This window comes from Bacillus mycoides (genome assembly GCF_000832605.1).
Lineage (GTDB): Bacteria > Bacillota > Bacilli > Bacillales > Bacillaceae_G > Bacillus_A > Bacillus_A mycoides.
In genome coordinates this window covers 1,094,232-1,113,385 of sequence record NZ_CP009692.1, presented here as the reverse complement: position 1 = coordinate 1,113,385, position 19,154 = coordinate 1,094,232, and the positions used below count along the sequence as shown (strand labels likewise).

General features: G+C 42.4%; 7 protein-coding genes, 22 tRNA genes, 3 rRNA genes and 2 pseudogenes. 3 read left to right on the top strand and 31 right to left on the bottom strand.

The annotated features are described in order from the left end of the window. Window positions 1-210: 210 nt before the first annotated feature. The 5 genes from glgP to glgB all read right to left on the bottom strand — a co-directional run bounded on the left by glgP (window position 211) and on the right by glgB (window position 8,274). Window positions 211-2,619, bottom strand: coding sequence for a glycogen phosphorylase (gene glgP, locus BG05_RS07605; RefSeq protein WP_003192089.1), 2,409 nt, complete (start codon window positions 2,617-2,619; stop codon window positions 211-213). Window positions 2,620-2,637: 18 nt separating this feature from the next. Continuing rightward, entirely contained in the window at window positions 2,638-4,068 is a 1,431-nt protein-coding gene (gene glgA / locus BG05_RS07600) for a glycogen synthase GlgA (protein WP_016127575.1), read from the bottom strand. Between the two features lie 137 nt (window positions 4,069-4,205). Next, complete coding sequence (gene glgD / locus BG05_RS07595; protein ID WP_003192085.1) at window positions 4,206-5,240, bottom strand: glucose-1-phosphate adenylyltransferase subunit GlgD; 1,035 nt, start codon at window positions 5,238-5,240, stop codon at window positions 4,206-4,208. An 18-nt stretch (window positions 5,241-5,258) separates the two neighbouring features. Continuing rightward, on the bottom strand, window positions 5,259-6,389 hold the full coding sequence (glgC, locus tag BG05_RS07590; RefSeq protein ID WP_016127576.1) for a glucose-1-phosphate adenylyltransferase: 1,131 nt from the start codon (window positions 6,387-6,389) through the stop codon (window positions 5,259-5,261). Continuing rightward, complete coding sequence (gene glgB, locus BG05_RS07585; protein ID WP_003192081.1) at window positions 6,337-8,274, bottom strand: 1,4-alpha-glucan branching protein GlgB; 1,938 nt, start codon at window positions 8,272-8,274, stop codon at window positions 6,337-6,339. Before glgB ends, glgC begins: the two co-directional genes overlap by 53 nt. A gap of 470 nt (window positions 8,275-8,744) precedes the next feature. On the opposite strand from glgB, the pseudogene BG05_RS29315 reads away from it, so the two are divergent. Beyond that, window positions 8,745-8,864: pseudogene (locus BG05_RS29315) on the top strand (TasA family protein); the annotation flags it as partial. Next, window positions 8,858-9,211, top strand: a pseudogene (locus tag BG05_RS07580) (dockerin type I domain-containing protein); the annotation flags it as partial. The pseudogenes BG05_RS29315 and BG05_RS07580, both read left to right, overlap by 7 nt. Window positions 9,212-9,384: 173 nt before the next feature. Here BG05_RS07580 and BG05_RS07575 read toward each other — a convergent pair. Then, window positions 9,385-10,329 carry an L-lactate dehydrogenase gene (locus BG05_RS07575; RefSeq protein WP_002129674.1) on the bottom strand — a complete coding sequence of 315 codons (945 nt, stop codon included), beginning with the start codon at window positions 10,327-10,329 and terminating at the stop codon, window positions 9,385-9,387. A 684-nt stretch (window positions 10,330-11,013) separates the two neighbouring features. On the opposite strand from BG05_RS07575, the gene BG05_RS07570 reads away from it, so the two are divergent. Further along, the gene (locus BG05_RS07570) at window positions 11,014-12,060 is read left to right on the top strand and encodes an FUSC family protein (protein ID WP_003192076.1); all 1,047 of its coding nucleotides are present in this window, start codon (window positions 11,014-11,016) and stop codon (window positions 12,058-12,060) included. Window positions 12,061-12,241: 181 nt separating this feature from the next. On the opposite strand, the gene BG05_RS07565 is transcribed toward BG05_RS07570, so the two are convergent. The 25 genes from BG05_RS07565 to BG05_RS07445 all read right to left on the bottom strand — a co-directional run bounded on the left by BG05_RS07565 (window position 12,242) and on the right by BG05_RS07445 (window position 19,048). Beyond that, window positions 12,242-12,313 (bottom strand) — tRNA-Glu (locus BG05_RS07565). A 6-nt stretch (window positions 12,314-12,319) separates the two neighbouring features. Then, window positions 12,320-12,410: transfer RNA gene (locus BG05_RS07560), tRNA-Ser, on the bottom strand. A gap of 6 nt (window positions 12,411-12,416) precedes the next feature. Beyond that, window positions 12,417-12,491 (bottom strand) — tRNA-Asn (locus BG05_RS07555). 7 nt (window positions 12,492-12,498) lie between these two features. Then, window positions 12,499-12,575 (bottom strand) — tRNA-Ile (locus BG05_RS07550). Window positions 12,576-12,581: 6 nt separating this feature from the next. Continuing rightward, window positions 12,582-12,652: transfer RNA gene (locus BG05_RS07545), tRNA-Gly, on the bottom strand. 13 nt (window positions 12,653-12,665) lie between these two features. Next, window positions 12,666-12,741 (bottom strand) — tRNA-Lys (locus BG05_RS07540). Window positions 12,742-12,751: 10 nt separating this feature from the next. Beyond that, window positions 12,752-12,827: transfer RNA gene (locus BG05_RS07535), tRNA-Thr, on the bottom strand. Between the two features lie 14 nt (window positions 12,828-12,841). Further along, window positions 12,842-12,917: transfer RNA gene (locus BG05_RS07530), tRNA-Phe, on the bottom strand. A gap of 14 nt (window positions 12,918-12,931) precedes the next feature. After that, a tRNA-Asp gene (locus BG05_RS07525) sits at window positions 12,932-13,007 on the bottom strand. A 3-nt stretch (window positions 13,008-13,010) separates the two neighbouring features. Continuing rightward, window positions 13,011-13,087, bottom strand: a tRNA-Met gene (locus BG05_RS07520). A 27-nt stretch (window positions 13,088-13,114) separates the two neighbouring features. Continuing rightward, a tRNA-Ser gene (locus tag BG05_RS07515) sits at window positions 13,115-13,207 on the bottom strand. 17 nt (window positions 13,208-13,224) lie between these two features. Then, a tRNA-Ile gene (locus BG05_RS07510) sits at window positions 13,225-13,301 on the bottom strand. 4 nt (window positions 13,302-13,305) lie between these two features. Further along, window positions 13,306-13,382: transfer RNA gene (locus BG05_RS07505), tRNA-Met, on the bottom strand. Window positions 13,383-13,402: 20 nt separating this feature from the next. Next, window positions 13,403-13,475, bottom strand: a tRNA-Ala gene (locus tag BG05_RS07500). A 14-nt stretch (window positions 13,476-13,489) separates the two neighbouring features. Further along, window positions 13,490-13,563: transfer RNA gene (locus BG05_RS07495), tRNA-Pro, on the bottom strand. Between the two features lie 11 nt (window positions 13,564-13,574). Beyond that, window positions 13,575-13,648, bottom strand: a tRNA-Arg gene (locus BG05_RS07490). Between the two features lie 3 nt (window positions 13,649-13,651). Then, window positions 13,652-13,740: transfer RNA gene (locus BG05_RS07485), tRNA-Leu, on the bottom strand. Window positions 13,741-13,756: 16 nt separating this feature from the next. Beyond that, window positions 13,757-13,831 (bottom strand) — tRNA-Gly (locus BG05_RS07480). A gap of 29 nt (window positions 13,832-13,860) precedes the next feature. Then, a tRNA-Leu gene (locus tag BG05_RS07475) sits at window positions 13,861-13,941 on the bottom strand. A gap of 23 nt (window positions 13,942-13,964) precedes the next feature. Next, window positions 13,965-14,040: transfer RNA gene (locus BG05_RS07470), tRNA-His, on the bottom strand. Between the two features lie 10 nt (window positions 14,041-14,050). Continuing rightward, window positions 14,051-14,126 (bottom strand) — tRNA-Thr (locus tag BG05_RS07465). Window positions 14,127-14,130: 4 nt separating this feature from the next. After that, a tRNA-Val gene (locus tag BG05_RS07460) sits at window positions 14,131-14,206 on the bottom strand. 5 nt (window positions 14,207-14,211) lie between these two features. Next, window positions 14,212-14,327: ribosomal RNA gene (rrf, locus tag BG05_RS07455) — 5S ribosomal RNA — on the bottom strand. Window positions 14,328-14,428: 101 nt separating this feature from the next. Then, window positions 14,429-17,350, bottom strand: a 23S ribosomal RNA gene (locus BG05_RS07450). Window positions 17,351-17,496: 146 nt separating this feature from the next. Continuing rightward, window positions 17,497-19,048, bottom strand: a 16S ribosomal RNA gene (locus tag BG05_RS07445). Together the 16S, 23S and 5S rRNA genes with 22 tRNA genes alongside form the textbook arrangement of a ribosomal RNA operon. Between the last annotated feature and the right edge of the window lie 106 nt (window positions 19,049-19,154).

The following is a 19,154-nucleotide window of genomic DNA, read 5'->3' as shown; positions in this document are numbered from 1 at the left end:
TAATCTATGAAATTACTTTCGGATGAGGGGACCTTACATGCTAAAATTTTTCTTTGCACTTTTTCTTATAATAATTTTTTCGTTTACAGGTTTCTTTACATTTTCATACTTTGCGACAGGCGAATATGGCGGAACAGGTATAATATATACGTTCATGCCTTACCTTTCTTAAGCAAAATAAATAAAAGCCCCTTCAAAAGGGGCCTTCATCTAAAAAAGTTTAACAGTATTACCAATACCCCAAATTTCATTACTGTACTGCAAAATTGTTCGATCACTCGCAAAATGCCCCGATTGTGCAATGTTCAAAATCGACATTTCCAGCCATTTCTCCCTATTTTCGTAGGCCCTTCCGACAGCTTCTTGTCTTTCTGCATATGGGCTAAAATCTCGAAGAACGAAGTATTCATCATTTTGAATAACGAGAGAATCATAAATCGCTTCAAATTCAGCTCCGGACTGTGCAAAGAAACCATTCGTTAACTGATCTACTACTTTTTTAATGTGCATATTGTGGTGATAATAGTCACTTGCACGATATCCACCGTTTTGGTAGTAATGAAGAACCTCATCCGCTGTTAAGCCGAAAATGAAGCAGGCATCATCACCGACCCGGTCTTTTATTTCAATATTAGCTCCATCTAACGTTCCGAGTGTAATTGCACCATTCATCATGAATTTCATGTTACCTGTTCCCGATGCTTCTTTACTTGCAGTTGAAATTTGTTCACTTACATCTGCCGCCGGGAATATATCTTCCGCTAAAGAAACTCGGTAGTTTTCTAGAAAGATAACTTTCATAAATTGACTTACGTACGGATCGGTATTCACTTTTCTTGCAAGCTCATTTATTAATTTAATAATTTTCTTCGCATAATAATAGCCAGGTGATGCTTTCGCTCCAAAAATAAAAGTACGCGGGTAAAATGAAAAACTAGTATCCTCTTTTAAACGGTTATACAAGTACAAAATATGAAGAACATTTAATAACTGTCGTTTATAAGCATGTAGCCTTTTCACTTGCACATCAAAAATAGAATTTGGATCAATAGTGATCCCCATTTTATTATGAATGCTCTCCGCTAAAATAATCTTACGCTCTTGTTTTACCCCTGCAAGCTTTTCTTGAAAACTAGTATCATGTATGAAGTTTTGCAGTGCTTGCAGCTTAATTGGCTCTTTCTTCCATTCTTCTCCAATCGCTTCCGAAATAAGATTCGTCAGCTGTGGATTCGCCTTCATTAGCCAGCGCCTATGAGCAATTCCATTCGTTTTATTATTAAACTTATCTGGATAAAATTCATAGAACAATCGCATTTCACGCTGCTTTAAAATTTCTGTATGAATTTTCGCCACACCGTTAACGCTATGGCTACCAACAATCGCTAAATGAGCCATTTTCACAAGGTCATGCGCAATAATGGCCATGTCCTCAATACGCTTCCAATCGTACGAATAACGGTCCCAAAGCTCATGACAGAAACGTTCATTAATTTCTTCAATAATCATATAAATTCTCGGTAATAACGGTTTAAAAATACGAATTGGCCATTTCTCAAGCGCTTCTGATAACGTCGTATGATTCGTATAGGAAATCGTCTGCGTTGTTATGTACCAAGCTTCTTCCCATGTCAATTTTTCTTCGTCTAATAAAATACGCATAAGTTCTGGAATTGCTAGAACCGGATGTGTATCGTTTATATGAATCGCGATTTTTTCATGTAACTGACGAAGACTACCGTGTCTCTCCCTATGCATACGAACGATATTTTGCAAACTTGCTGATACGAGGAAATACTGTTGTTTTAAACGAAGTATTTTCCCCTCATCATGCGTATCATCTGGATATAAAAACTCCGATACGGCCTCTGTTTCACGCTTATATTTCAAAATATCTTTACAATTTTGCGGGAAAGGAACTGGCTCCGCATTCCAAAGCCGAAGCGTATTTACAGTACTCGTTTCATACCCTACAACTGGAACGTCATATGGTACTGCCATAATAACTTCTGCATTTGTATGCCTGAACTCTAAACGTCCATCAATTTCTAGTGGTTCAACGTTTCCAAAATAACTTACTTCTACCGCTTGGTCATACCTTCTTACTTCCCAAACGTTTTCATGAAGAAGCCACTGTTCTGGAAATTCTACTTGATAGCCATCAACAATTTTTTGATCAAACAGACCATGCTTATAACGAATACCACAGCCATGTCCTGGTAAGTTTAAAGAAGCGAGTGAATCGAGAAAACAGGCTGCTAAACGTCCAAGTCCACCGTTACCAAGGCCTGCATCTGCTTCAATTTCTTCTAACTCGTGCAAAGAAATTCCAAGTTCAAAAAGTCCTTTTTCACATACATCTCGAATGCCTAAATTTAATATATTACTGCCTAGTAAACGCCCAAGTAAAAATTCAATGGATAAATAATACATTTGTTTTTGATCTCCAGAACGATACCTTTCATTCGTTGCAATCCATTGACTATTCATATACTCACGTACCATATGACCGAGCGTATTATACTGATCACGAGTTGTAGAATCTTTGAAACTTTTCCCATACATCGTTTCTAATTTTTCTAGAAAAGCGGATTTGAAGCTTTCAACATGAGTAAACATTTTTTCACCACCTCAATGTTATTCCATGAGACTTTTATACAATTTCTTGTATGCAAGAGCAGATTTCCCCCAGCTATAATCTTCAGTCATCGCTTGCTTTACAAGCTTATCCCATACCGGTTTATCTTGATAAAACTCAATTGCACGAAGAATCGTATGTAACATGTCATGCGCATTAAAATTCGTAAAGCTAAAGCCATTCCCAATTCCAGTGTCCTCATCGTAAGAATGTACAGTATCATTTAATCCGCCTGTTTCTCTTACAATTGGAATCGTGCCATATGCTAGCGCAATAAGTTGTCCAAGTCCACACGGTTCAAACAGCGATGGCATTAAAAACAAATCGCTTCCCGCGTACACTTGGTGCGCTAACGCTTCATTAAACCCAATATATACTTTTACCTTTTCTGGATACTCGTATGCCATCCATTCAAAGAACTGCTCGTATTCAGAATCGCCTGACCCCAAAATAATACATTGTACATCTTCTTCCATTATTTCACAGAATACAGTACGTACTAGATCAAGCCCCTTTTGTTTCGTTAATCGTGTTACCATCGAAATAACTGGTGTATCTTCTTTTTCTGGTAAACCAAAATAACGCTGCAATGCGCGTTTATTTTCATTCTTTTCATCTAGCGATTCTGCACTATACTGAGCCGTAATATATGGATCTGTTTCTGGATTATATACGCTCGTATCAATTCCATTTACAATGCCACTAAGCTTATCATTATATTTTCGTAGCAATCCATCTAACTTCTCACCGAAAAACTCATATTGAATCTCTTCTTTATATGTCGGGCTAACCGCTGTAATTTGGTCAGATGCGATAATACCGCCTTTCATAAAGTTCACGTTTCCATAAAACTCAAGCTGTTCACTATGAAAATATTCATGACCAAGCTCCAGTAAGTCGTACATCACTTCAGGAGGAAATACACCTTGGAACTGCAAGTTATGAATCGTATATACCGTTTTAATATGCTCATATAACGGGTTATCTTGATACTTTTCACGAAGTAAGAAATTAACCATAGCTGTATGCCAATCATGGCTATGAAGAACATCTACTTCGAAATCAAGATGCGGAATACACTCTAAAACTGCTTTTGAAAAATAAGAAAAACGCTCCCCATCATCATAATGGCCATATAGAGAATCTCTCTTAAAATAATATTCATTATCTATTAAGTAATACGTAATCCCGTCCTGCTCACCTTTTAAAATCCCGCAATATTGATTTCTCCATCCAAGGGGAACGCTAATTACTTTATGAAGCGTACATCCTTCTCTTAACTCTTTCGGGATAAGACTGTAGTTTGGAAGTATAATGCGAACATTCACTCCTAATTTTTTTAATTCTTTTGGAAGCGCTCCTGCTACATCAGCTAGACCTCCGGATTTAATAAACGGTACACATTCTGATACTGCAAATAAAATATTCACCTGTTGTTCCACTGCACGAAAAGCGTATACATCATAAATCGCTCTTCTTACAGCTTCCTCCCTTCAAGTTTTCATATAGAGTAAAACCTTAATTAGTGGGGGTTTTCTAAATCCCCCACTAATTATGCACCTGCTATTTACGAATAACTGTTGATTGTACTATTTTGTACACTACCTTTTTCTACAACATATGGCTCATCGGCATTTCCTTTTAACACTACGCCGTCGCCAATTTTCACATCTTTATCGATAATAACACCGTCTATTATGCAATTATCTCCAATTTGGCTCTTTTGCATAATAATACTATTACGAACAATTGAACCTTTTCCAATTTTAACAGAACGGGAGACAACACTATTTTCTACTTCACCCTCAATAATACTGCCGTTTGCAATCATCGTATTTTTCACGACTGCACCCTTCATATAACGAGTTGGTGGCTCATCTTTTACTTTCGTAAAGATTGGTGCTTCTTTCTTAAATAATTGCTTCCAAATAGAAGGTTGCAAAATTTCTAAGCTATGTTTATAGTAATTTTCAATCGAATCAATAATAGCTACATATCCTGTATGCTCGTACGTAGCAATATGTAGTGATTTTCCGCGCTTTTCTCTCACTACATCAAATAAACTGTATTGCTCCACATCTTTATATGTCTCAAATAAATCTAACAACAATTGTTTCTTTAACACGTATGTTTGAAGCGAAATGCCTTTATGACAAACCTCGGTAATATCAGCTGACGTATGTATATGTCGCTCTAACACTGCTTGAAAATCTAATGCCGTTACGAGATGGCTATTCGTAATAACAACGTATTCTTCTCTGCTTCTTAGAAAATAATCAATATGCCTTCTAAAATGTGCAAAAGACCCAAACTCATCTTGGTCACATTGGCAATTTGGTGGGAATAAAAACAGTCCGTCTCGTTTTCTATCTAAATCCCACTGTTTCCCTGAACCTACATGATCCATTAAAGAACGATTTTTATGACTTGTAAAAACCGCTACGCTATGAATATTAGAATTCACCATATTTGAAAGCATGAAATCAATGAGTCGGTAACGGCCCCCAAACGGTAACGCCGCTAATGAACGATGCCCTGTTACTTTCTTTAAGGAAGGAAAACTTCCCGTTGCATTAATAATTCCTAACATTTTTTCTCCCATTCATTTCATCCCCCTTTTCTATTTCCCTTCAGCAATTAATACTACATCGTCAACATTTTTTTCTGGACGAATGATTGTTCCATCTTCAATAACCATTTCCGATCCAACGATCGCTCTTTCAATCACAACATTTTTTCCAATCTTTGCCCCTGGCATAACAACGGAATCAATAACCATACTACCTTCCTCCACCGTTACCCCTTGGAATAACACAGAATGCTTCACGTCCCCTTCAATGATGCATCCTTCATTAATAAGCGATTCTTCTACTCTCGCCTGTTCCGCAATATATTGAGGTGGCTCATTTGGATTGACAGAATAAATACGCCAGTTACGGTCGTTTAAATTCAACGATGTTTCATCGCGAAGTAAATCCATATTCGCCTCCCATAAGCTTTTCACTGTTCCAACATCTTTCCAATACCCTTCAAACGGATACGCCATTAGCTTCTTCCCTTCATCTAATAAAAGCGGAAGTACATCTTTTCCGAAATCATTACTAGATTCAGGATTTCTTGCATCCATTTCTAAATACTCTTTCAAAATTGCCCAGTTAAAAATATAAATTCCCATTGATGCAAGATTACTTCTTGGAAATTGCGGTTTCTCCTCAAATTCAACAACTTCCATCTCTTCATTTGTATTCATGATGCCAAAGCGACTTGCTTCATCCCACGGCACTTCAATAACAGAAATCGAAACGTCCGCTTCTTTCTCAATATGGTAATCTAGCATTTTGCTGTAATCCATTTTATAAATATGATCGCCTGATAAAATAAGGACATATTCTGGTTCATACTGACTTAAATAGTTTAAGTTTTGATAAATAGCACTTGCCGTACCTGTATACCACTTCACACCTGAAGACTCCGCATAAGGAGGTAACACAGTGACTCCACCGTTTACACGATCAAGATCCCAAGCATTTCCGATTCCAATATAATTATGAAGTTCTAACGGTTGATATTGTGTTAAAATCCCCACCGTTTCAATACCGGAGTTTGCACAGTTACTTAACGTAAAATCAATAATGCGATATTTACCACCAAATGGAACAGCTGGCTTGGCTAAATTTTTTGTTAATGCACTTAAACGACTACCTTTTCCCCCTGCTAGTAACATTGCTACGCACTTTTGTTTTTGAGCCATCTTGTTTTTTGCTCCCCTTTCTCGTCTTCACTGGTCGTAATATGGATACGCCAAATGGTGGAATTGTAATTTCTACATGTGCCGCTTGATTATGATATGGCTCTAGAATCGTCTTGAGACGTTTCTTATTAACTTGCCCCGATCCGCCATATTGCGCCGAGTCACTGTTTAAAATTTCGTTATAGTACTCGAAATCTGGTACACCTACTTTATAGTTTTCATATGTAGCTTTCGTAAAATTACATACGACAACTAACGCATCTTCCTGCTTATCCCCTTGGCGGATAAACGAGAAAATACTTTGCTCATTATTATTAGCATCAATCCACTGAAATCCTTCAGGCGAGTGATCTAACTGCCAAAGTGGTTTTGAGCGCTTATACAATGCTATGAGCTCTTTAAAGTAATCATGCATATTACGATGCATTTCAAAATCATGTAAATTCCAATCTAAATCTTCAAGGTCTTTCCACTCATCAAATTGCCCGAATTCTCCACCCATAAAGAGTAATTTCTTACCTGGATGAGTAAAGAAATATCCATATAATAAACGAAGCTGAGCAAACTTATCCCAGTAATCTCCCGGCATTTTATTTAATAACGACTTTTTCCCATGAACGACTTCATCATGAGAAAGCGGCAATATGAAGTTTTCAGAGTGAGCATATATTAAAGAGAATGTCATTTTCTCATGAATGTATTTCCGGTACTCTGGCGCACATTCCATATATTTCAGCACGTCATTCATCCAACCCATATTCCATTTATAATTGAATCCAAGTCCACCCTCGTATGTTGGAGCTGTTACAAGTGGCCAAGCTGTTGAATCTTCCGCTGTCATAAGAAACTCTTCATCTTCTGCAAACACGGCTTCATTTAACTCTCGTAAGAAAGAAACGGCGTGTTCATTGCTTTGCTCTTTTCCTTCTTTATTCCAGTACAGCATATTCGCAACTGCATCTACCCTGAAACCATCAATATGGAAATACTTCATCCAAAATAACGCATTTGAAATTAAGAAATTACGTACTTCTCTCTTCCCTAAATCAAAATTAACAGTTCCCCATACAAGGTTTTCTTGTACGTCTCTATCTTTATATTCATAAGTCGGTGTCCCATCAAACAAATATAAACCGTGAGCATCTTTACAAAAATGCCCCGGTACCCAATCTAAAATGACACCGATTCCATATTTATGACATTCATCGACAAAATACATCAAATCATGTGGCGTGCCGAATCTACTTGTCGCTGCATAATATCCTGTTCCTTGATATCCCCAAGAACGATCATATGGATGCTCAACAAGCGGCATAATTTCAATATGTGTAAATTGATGTTCCACCACATACGGAATGAGCTCCTCGGCCATTTCTCTGTAAGAATACAGAGCGCCATTCTCTTTCTTTTTCCAAGAACCGAAATGTAATTCATAAACTGTCATCGCTTCTTTATAAATCGATTTTTTCTTTCTCTTACGAATCCAGTTTTTATCATTCCATTCATATCCCTCTATATCAAAAACTACAGATGCCGTATTTGGTCTTACTTCTGCATATACTGCATAAGGATCCGCTTTTAAAATAACGTCACCATCCATCGTTTCAATCGCATACTTATATATATCATTCTCTTCAATATGCGGTACAAACAAGGACCAAATCCCCTCTTCTGTCACTTGTAGCATCTTATGTTGCTCATAATCCCATTCATTAAAATCCCCAACAACACTCATTGCTTTCGCATGAGGAGCCCATACTGTGAATCGTACACCTCGCATCCCATCTTCCGTCACAATATGTGCGCCAAAGATGTTATAACTGTCATAGTACTTTTCTGTATGAAACTCATCTCGTTTCACTTCTTCACAATTTATTACATCCAATATGTTCACCTCACTAAGATGACAGAAATTTTTTACTCTTTATCATTTCTGCGAAAAACTGAAATATCCTTGTTATTTTTTAAAAAATATTCGTTTTTTTCTTAAATTCCACTTAAAATTTTCACATTTTCCGTGTAAATTATCGAATTTTGACGAATATTCATTGCAAACGCTTCATTTCCTACTAGCCTTTCATCCTATTATTTATTTCTCAACCTTTATTTCATAAGATTTATCCTATTTTACTCGCTATTTATCACTTAAAATCGTAACAAAATAATCTGTTATAAAAAAATGTTTCTCAATATTTTTTGTCACAATTTTATTGAAATGGAAAATTCATAAGCATATACTCATTCTCAATAAAGAACATTGAACCTTCGCAAATATAATTCATACTGAAACACTATGTTTACTCTATCGATGCTCCAGGCGAAAGTCTGATAAAAATTAAATTAGGGGGCTTTCTTATGTCATTAAAACAAAAGGTTGGAATGGGAGTTGTCACAGCTTCACTTGGCTTATCCCTTACATTCGGCGGTGTATTCGCCTATTTCAGTGATTCTGAAACATCGGGTAATTCATTTCAAACCGTCTAACAACGAAATTAGGTACTGAAAAAGATGGTAAGCTACTCGGGCAATATTAATATGCTCGTCCAGATGAAAACCTTGCAGGCGACGTAAATGGCGATAAAATAATTGATATTAAAGATGCTGAAATTATCGCTAATAACTATGGTAAAAAAGGAGTATCTGTAAAAGATGGCGATCTTAATAATGACGGCATCGTCGACGAAAAAGACATTCGCTTCGTAGAAAAGAAATTCTTGAAAAAAGGACCAGATGCAGCAAAATCACAAACACCTGTAGAAAAATCAAAAAGCGGTACACTGGCAGATATTTTAAAGAAATTAGGATTAACACCTAAAAAATAATAATAAAGAGCACTCTATATAAAGTAGAGTGCTCTTTTCTATAAACGACCCTTATCCAGCAAAAGGGGTATATTGGGGATATACAAGGGAAACCGGAAAAGGAATTTATATTAAATTATATAAAAACTCAGAGGTAGGAAGCAGTTTCCCGCCTCTGAATTATTTAGCAATTATTATAGTACTGGTGCCATTGTTTCTTTTAATACTTTTACAGAATGAGCGAATTTCGCTTTTTCTTCTTCATTTAGCTCAAGTTCTACGATTTCACGTACACCTTCGCGGTTAATAACAGCTGGAACACCTACGAAAGCATCTTTCTCACCATATTGACCTTCAAGGTATGCCGATACAGTTAATACGCTGTTCTCGTTGCTTAAGATTGCTTTAGTTACACGAAGTAGTGACATACCGATTCCGTAGTAAGTTGCGCCTTTACGCTCAATAATGTGGTAAGCTGCATCGCGTACATTTTCAAAGATTTTATCTAAATCTTCTTGGTTATACTGTTCGTTGTTCGCTAAGATTGTTTCTAGTTTTTGTACACCTACAGTAGCGTGGCTCCATACTGGAAGTTCAGTGTCACCGTGCTCACCAACGATGTAAGCATGAACGTTACGTGGATCTACATCTAAGTAGTCACCTAACATGTAACGGAAACGAGCAGAGTCTAAAGTAGTACCAGAACCGATTACGCGCTCTTTCGGTAAACCAGATTCTTTCCAAGTTACGTAAGTTAAAATATCAACTGGGTTAGTTGCGATTAAGAAGATTCCATCGAATCCGCTATCCATAATACCGCGAACGATTTGTTTAAAGATCTTTGTATTTTTCTCAACTAAGTCTAAACGAGTTTCGCCTGGCTTTTGTGGTAATCCAGCAGTGATAACTACTAAATCTGCATCTTTACAATCTGCATAGCTACCGCTCCAAACTTTTGTTGGTGCTGGAGAGAATGGTACCGCATGGCTTAAGTCCATTGCTTCTCCTTCTGCTTTTGCTTCATTAACATCTACTAGTACGAATTCTTCAGCTACACCTTGGTTGATCATTGAGTAAGCGTAACTACAACCTACAGCTCCTGTTCCTACTAATACTACGCGATTGATACCTTTTTTCATGTTAATTTCCCCTTTCAATTGTTTACATCTATTTTTTATTATTGTTTAAGTAATTAATTAAAATACTAATTTAATGTTGTTTAACTTCTTTACATACATATTGTAGCACGGATTATTGTGAATTCCTTCACAAATTATGACCTATTTGTGAACTTTTTCACATAGAGTGTAAAGTTGTTAGAATGCGGGTGAAATCCATCTCAATGGAGGCGTTTTCTTTAGATTGTGAAAGGTTTTTTCTTAAAGTTTTCTTGGTAAGTGAAATTATATTGAACACAACTTTGGTTATATCGACGTTTCGACAAGAATAGCTTCTTCTATCTATATTATTTATCCCGCTATTTGTGGGTAGTAAGACTCCCACCTCAAAATTTGGCTGGAGCGAAGAAGTTAGCCTTCACATAATTCTCATCATTTAACTTTTGTAAATCCGCAGCAATACTTTTAGAGGTTTTTATAAGGGGTCACCATACATTGCCATCAACTTAAGAAATTGGTATTTCCCCATATCGAAAAAAATGAGCTGAATTATTATAAATAACTCTGGAAAGATAAAATTTTCATTTTGGGGATACTTCAAAATATTAGCCTGATGGACATAGGTATCACCACATGTCCATGGATTAAAGAAAGAGCCTATTATTAAACTGTACCCTACTCTTTGGGTCGGAAGAGGTGCTATAGATGAATGTAAAGACATATAGGGCTCAAGTGTTTTCTTGGTCTAAGGAGGCCAAGGTAGAAATAGTAGAACTCATTTCCGCCGGCATAGGTATGGCCGGACCCGTTCTGTTCGCCACAGTTCTAGGCTATCCCGCTCTTGGTTTTGCTGCATCGGTCGGTAGTTTGGCAGTCAGTAGCGTGAAAGTCGGTTCGAGTTTTATAAATCACGGGAAAAGGTTGGCATCAGCGCTGATATCAGTAGTGCTCGCTGCGATTGCTGCTGTTCTCTCTTTCGGACATGGCTATCTGACATTTGGAGTCTTGATCCTGCTGGTAAGCCTTGCTGCGTTAATTGGCGGATATAGTCGTGCCTTGGCGGTGGCAACAACACGCTTTGTCGTATTCCTGATTATCATCCTCAATATGGTCGACCAGACGGAGTACCGGATGGAACTAATTTTTTCAATCTTAGCAGGGGCGATTTGGACCGTCAGTATCAGCTTGGTGCTAGGCATCTGGGTACACCGTTGTTTTAAATCATCGCTGGATGGAGCTGTGAAAGGGCCAACATCGAAAAAAATCATTCTATGGTGGAACTCTCTTGCACACCTATCCAGTTGGCAATTCCCAATCAGGCTCGCATTATGTCTAGGTATAGCTGAGGGATTGCGAATACTTTGGCCCGAGCACCACTTCTATTGGATTGCAATTACCGTAGCAATCCTTACTCAGCGGAAAATAGAACTCTTTCCAATCAAAACAACACAACGAGTGCTTGGTACAGTAATCGGCGTGATTGTTGCGAGCTTGCTTCTCGCAACTAGTCTACCAATTTGGGGGTTAGTTATAAGTATCGGGCTATTCGCAGGTGTTCGACCTCTTCTAAAGGTTCGAAATTATCTTGTATACTCTGCAACCATGATCCCGCTCATTATTTTGATCATGGAAGCCGGCAAGCCGTTCCAGTTTATCATTCTGTTCGACCGTGTATTTGCAACCCTTATCGGTGCAGTCATCGTGATTGCAGTGAACTTGATATTCAGTAGAGCGATGGCGAAATCAGTGTAAAGGTGGTTATCTAGCGAAAGATGCTTTAACATTTTAGGTATCTTTTCCAGTAGAACCCCCCCCCCTATAATGACCTTTTCATACTCCATCTTTTATAAAAAAAGCAGACTACTAAAAGTTCGCTTTAGATAACATATATACAACAAAAAAGAGATAGCAGATTATGCTATCTCTTTTAGTATGACCCGTACGGGATTCGAACCCGTGTTACCGCCGTGAAAGGGCGGTGTCTTAACCACTTGACCAACGGGCCAAAATCTGGCAGAGAAGAAGGGATTCGAACCCTCGCACCGCGTTCGCGATCTACTCCCTTAGCAGGGGAGCCCCTTGAGCCACTTGGGTACTTCTCTATAATATGGCTCCGCAGGTAGGACTCGAACCTACGACCGATCGGTTAACAGCCGATAGCTCTACCACTGAGCTACTGCGGAATAATTATGGTGGGCCTAAATGGACTCGAACCATCGACCTCACGCTTATCAGGCGTGCGCTCTAACCAGCTGAGCTATAGGCCCATAAAAAGCGGGTGAAGAGAATCGAACTCTCGACCAGAGCTTGGAAGGCTCTTGTTTTACCACTAAACTACACCCGCATTAAATTAAAAATGGTGAGCCATGAAGGATTCGAACCTTCGACCCTCTGATTAAAAGTCAGATGCTCTACCAACTGAGCTAATGGCTCATTTTGAAAGTGGTGCCGGCTAGAGGACTTGAACCCCCAACCTACTGATTACAAGTCAGTTGCTCTACCAATTGAGCTAAGCCGGCTTGCGATTTCAAAATGGTGGCTCGGGACGGAATCGAACCGCCGACACGAGGATTTTCAGTCCTCTGCTCTACCGACTGAGCTACCGAGCCTTTATGTAAAAAAATGGCGGTCCCGACCGGGGTCGAACCGGCGATCTCCTGCGTGACAGGCAGGCATGTTAACCACTACACCACGGGACCATTTGGTTGCGGGGACAGGATTTGAACCTGCGACCTTCGGGTTATGAGCCCGACGAGCTACCGTACTGCTCCACCCCGCGATGATATAATATTTAATTTAGAAAAAATGGAGGAGGTAGAGGGATTCGAACCCCCGCGCGACTCTCGCCGCCTGTCGGTTTTCAAGACCGATCCCTTCAGCCGAACTTGGGTATACCTCCGAGATATGAACTTTGAGTGGTGGACCTTGTAGGACTCGAACCTACGACCGGACGGTTATGAGCCGTCTGCTCTAACCAGCTGAGCTAAAGGTCCTTTATGGTAGCGGCGGAGGGGATCGAACCCCCGACCTCACGGGTATGAACCGTACGCTCTAGCCAGCTGAGCTACACCGCCATAAGTTATATTCAAATAAGTGGAGCCTAGCGGGATCGAACCGCTGACCTCCTGCGTGCAAGGCAGGCGCTCTCCCAGCTGAGCTAAGGCCCCATATTTTGAAAATATCGGGAAGACAGGATTTGAACCTGCGACCCCCTGGTCCCAAACCAGGTGCTCTACCAAGCTGAGCCACTTCCCGTTAATAAAAAACGCGCCCGAGAGGAGTCGAACCCCTAACCTCTTGATCCGTAGTCAAACGCTCTATCCAATTGAGCTACGGGCGCATATGGTGCCGAGGGCGGGGGTCGAACCCGCACGGTGGTCACCCACCGCAGGATTTTAAGTCCTGTGCGTCTGCCTGTTCCGCCACCCCGGCATGTCATACTGAAAATTGGAGCGGAAGACGGGATTCGAACCCGCGACCCCAACCTTGGCAAGGTTGTATTCTACCACTGAACTACTTCCGCAAGACATGTTTGAGTTATTTTATTAAAAGTGCGGGTGAAGGGAGTCGAACCCCCACGCCAAAGGCGCTAGATCCTAAGTCTAGTGCGTCTGCCAATTCCGCCACACCCGCATATTATAATTTAAAAAGAAAAATGGGGCGACTGATGGGAATTGAACCCACGAGTGCCGGAGCCACAATCCGGTGCGTTAACCACTTCGCCACAACCGCCATGATTTTCTGGTGCCGACTAGAGGACTTGAACCCCCAACCTACTGATTACAAGTCAGTTGCTCTACCAATTGAGCTAAGTCGGCTAAATGGTGGAGGATGACGGGATCGAACCGCCGACCCCCTGCTTGTAAGGCAGGTGCTCTCCCAGCTGAGCTAATCCTCCGAATTGCCTGGCAACGTCCTACTCTCACAGGGACAAGGTCCCAACTACCATCGGCGCTAGAGAGCTTAACTTCCGTGTTCGGTATGGGAACGGGTGTGACCTCTCTGCCATCATTACCAGACTGTATTCATTTAAGACAAGAATTATCATAACTTATTCGACATTTAAAGTCAACAAGTTTTTTATATTCTTTCAAAACTAGATAACATTGCTTCATATTATATGGTTAAGTCCTCGATCTATTAGTATTCGTCAGCTCCACATGTCACCATGCTTCCACCTCGAACCTATCAACCTGATCATCTTTCAGGGATCTTACTAGCTTACGCTATGGGAAATCTCATCTTGAGGGGGGCTTCATGCTTAGATGCTTTCAGCACTTATCCCTTCCGCACATAGCTACCCAGCTATGCCCTTGGCAGAACAACTGGTACACCAGCGGTGCGTCCATCCCGGTCCTCTCGTACTAAGGACAGCTCCTCTCAAATTTCCTGCGCCCACGACGGATAGGGACCGAACTGTCTCACGACGTTCTGAACCCAGCTCGCGTACCGCTTTAATGGGCGAACAGCCCAACCCTTGGGACCGACTACAGCCCCAGGATGCGATGAGCCGACATCGAGGTGCCAAACCTCCCCGTCGATGTGGACTCTTGGGGGAGATAAGCCTGTTATCCCCGGGGTAGCTTTTATCCGTTGAGCGATGGCCCTTCCATGCGGAACCACCGGATCACTAAGCCCGACTTTCGTCCCTGCTCGACTTGTAGGTCTCGCAGTCAAGCTCCCTTATGCCTTTGCACTCTACGAATGATTTCCAACCATTCTGAGGGAACCTTTGGGCGCCTCCGTTACACTTTAGGAGGCGACCGCCCCAGTCAAACTGCCCACCTGACACTGTCTCCCGGGTCGATAAGACCCGTAGGTTAGAATTTCAATACAGTCAGGGCGGTATCCCACCAGCGCCTCCACCGAAGCTAGCGCTCCGGTTTCAATGGCTCCCGCCTATCCTGTACAAACTGTACCAAAATTCAATATCAGGCTACAGTAAAGCTCCACGGGGTCTTTCCGTCCTGTCGCGGGTAACCTGCATCTTCACAGGTACTATAATTTCACCGAGTCTCTGGTTGAGACAGTGCCCAAATCGTTACACCTTTCGTGCGGGTCGGAACTTACCCGACAAGGAATTTCGCTACCTTAGGACCGTTATAGTTACGGCCGCCGTTTACTGGGGCTTCAGTTCAGAGCTTCGCTTACGCTAACCCCTCTCCTTAACCTTCCAGCACCGGGCAGGTGTCAGCCCCTATACTTCGCCTTACGGCTTCGCAGAGACCTGTGTTTTTGCTAAACAGTCGCTTGGGCCTATTCACTGCGGCTTTCCGTTAAGAAAGCACCCCTTCTCCCGAAGTTACGGGGTCATTTTGCCGAGTTCCTTAACCAGAGTTCTCTCGCACACCTTAGGATTCTCTCCTCGCCTACCTGTGTCGGTTTGCGGTACAGGCACCTTTTATCTCGCTAGAAGCTTTTCTTGGCAGCGGGGAATCAAAGACTTCGCTCCATAAGGAGCTTCCCCATCACAGCTCAGCCTTCACGATAAGCGGATTTGCCTACTTATCAGCCTAACTGCTTGGACGTGCACAACCAATCGCACGCTTCTTCTATCCTTCTGCGTCCCTCCATTGCTCAAACGATAAAGAGGTGGTACAGGAATATCAACCTGTTGTCCATCGCCTACGCCTGTCGGCCTCGGCTTAGGTCCTGACTAACCCTGAGCGGACGAGCCTTCCTCAGGAAACCTTAGGCATTCGGTGGACGGGATTCTCACCCGTCTTTCGCTACTCATACCGGCATTCTCACTTCTAAGCGCTCCACCAGTCCTTCCGGTCTGACTTCACTGCACTTAGAACGCTCCCCTACCACTGATACCATTGGTATCAATTCGCAGCTTCGGTGGTGTATTTAGCCCCGGTACATTTTCGGCGCAGAGTCACTCGACTAGTGAGCTATTACGCACTCTTTAAATGGTGGCTGCTTCTGAGCCAACATCCTAGTTGTCTAAGCAACTCCACATCCTTTTCCACTTAATACACACTTTGGGACCTTAGCTGGCGATCTGGGCTGTTTCCCTCTTGACTACGGATCTTATCACTCGCAGTCTGACTCCTAAGGATAAGTCATTGGCATTCGGAGTTTGACTGAATTCGGTAATCCGATGAGGACCCCTAGTTCAATCAGTGCTCTACCTCCAAGACTCTTACACTTAAGGCTAGCCCTAAAGCTATTTCGGGGAGAACCAGCTATCTCCAGGTTCGATTGGAATTTCTCCGCTACCCACACCTCATCCCCGCACTTTTCAACGTGCGTGGGTTCGGGCCTCCATTCAGTGTTACCTGAACTTCACCCTGGACATGGGTAGATCACCTGGTTTCGGGTCTACGACCACGTACTAAACGCCCTATTCAGACTCGCTTTCGCTGCGGCTCCGCCTCTTCAGCTTAACCTTGCACGGGATCGTAACTCGCCGGTTCATTCTACAAAAGGCACGCCATCACCCATTAACGGGCTCTGACTATTTGTAGGCACACGGTTTCAGGATCTCTTTCACTCCCCTTCCGGGGTGCTTTTCACCTTTCCCTCACGGTACTGGTTCACTATCGATCACTAGGGAGTATTTAGCCTTGGGAGATGGTCCTCCCAGATTCCGACGGAATTTCACGTGTTCCGCCGTACTCAGGATACATTCAAGAGAGAACGAAGTTTCGACTACGGGGTTATTACCCTCTGTGACGGACCTTTCCAGGTCGCTTCGTCTACCTCGTTCCTTTGTAACTCCGTATAGAATGTCCTACAACCCCAAGAGGCAAGCCTCTTGGTTTGGGCTAGATTCCGTTTCGCTCGCCGCTACTCAGGAAATCGCATTTGCTTTCTCTTCCTCCAGGTACTTAGATGTTTCAGTTCCCTGGGTCTGTCTTCCATACCCTATGTATTCAGGTAAGGATACCATACCATTACGTATAGTGGGTTTCCCCATTCGGAAATCTTTGGATCAAAGCTTACTTACAGCTCCCCGAAGCATATCGGCGTTAGTCCCGTCCTTCATCGACTCCTAGTGTCAAGGCATCCACCGTGCGCCCTTTCTAACTTAACCAAACTAAAATTAAAAAAATATGAGCTACACTGTTATCTAGTTTTCAAAGAACATACATTTAAACTTGAGAGATAGTTCTCTCAAAACTGAACGAAACAAAACAAGTCAACGTTTATTGATGAACTGCGTTCATCAATTCTCCATAGAAAGGAGGTGATCCAGCCGCACCTTCCGATACGGCTACCTTGTTACGACTTCACCCCAATCATCTGTCCCACCTTAGGCGGCTGGCTCCATAAAGGTTACCCCACCGACTTCGGGTGTTACAAACTCTCGTGGTGTGACGGGCGGTGTGTACAAGGCCCGGGAACGTATTCACCGCGGCATGCTGATCCGCGATTACTAGCGATTCCAGCTTCATGTAGGCGAGTTGCAGCCTACAATCCGAACTGAGAACGGTTTTATGAGATTAGCTCCACCTCGCGGTCTTGCAGCTCTTTGTACCGTCCATTGTAGCACGTGTGTAGCCCAGGTCATAAGGGGCATGATGATTTGACGTCATCCCCACCTTCCTCCGGTTTGTCACCGGCAGTCACCTTAGAGTGCCCAACTTAATGATGGCAACTAAGATCAAGGGTTGCGCTCGTTGCGGGACTTAACCCAACATCTCACGACACGAGCTGACGACAACCATGCACCACCTGTCACTCTGCTCCCGAAGGAGAAGCTCTATCTCTAGAGTTTTCAGAGGATGTCAAGACCTGGTAAGGTTCTTCGCGTTGCTTCGAATTAAACCACATGCTCCACCGCTTGTGCGGGCCCCCGTCAATTCCTTTGAGTTTCAGCCTTGCGGCCGTACTCCCCAGGCGGAGTGCTTAATGCGTTAACTTCAGCACTAAAGGGCGGAAACCCTCTAACACTTAGCACTCATCGTTTACGGCGTGGACTACCAGGGTATCTAATCCTGTTTGCTCCCCACGCTTTCGCGCCTCAGTGTCAGTTACAGACCAGAAAGTCGCCTTCGCCACTGGTGTTCCTCCATATCTCTACGCATTTCACCGCTACACATGGAATTCCACTTTCCTCTTCTGCACTCAAGTCTCCCAGTTTCCAATGACCCTCCACGGTTGAGCCGTGGGCTTTCACATCAGACTTAAGAAACCACCTGCGCGCGCTTTACGCCCAATAATTCCGGATAACGCTTGCCACCTACGTATTACCGCGGCTGCTGGCACGTAGTTAGCCGTGGCTTTCTGGTTAGGTACCGTCAAGGTGCCAGCTTATTCAACTAGCACTTGTTCTTCCCTAACAACAGAGTTTTACGACCCGAAAGCCTTCATCACTCACGCGGCGTTGCTCCGTCAGACTTTCGTCCATTGCGGAAGATTCCCTACTGCTGCCTCCCGTAGGAGTCTGGGCCGTGTCTCAGTCCCAGTGTGGCCGATCACCCTCTCAGGTCGGCTACGCATCGTCGCCTTGGTGAGCCGTTACCTCACCAACTAGCTAATGCGACGCGGGTCCATCCATAAGTGACAGCCGAAGCCGCCTTTCAATTTCGAACTATGCAGTTCAAAATATTATCCGGTATTAGCCCCGGTTTCCCGGAGTTATCCCAGTCTTATGGGTAGGTTACCCACGTGTTACTCACCCGTCCGCCGCTAACTTCATAAGAGCAAGCTCTTAATCCATTCGCTCGACTTGCATGTATTAGGCACGCCGCCAGCGTTCATCCTGAGCCAGGATCAAACTCTCCAATAAAGTTAGTTTGTCTAGCATCTAAAAATAAAAATTGACGTTCACGTTGTTTGTTTCGTTCAGTTTTCAAAGAACTTATCTGCCGCTTCAGAAGCGACTTCATCATATT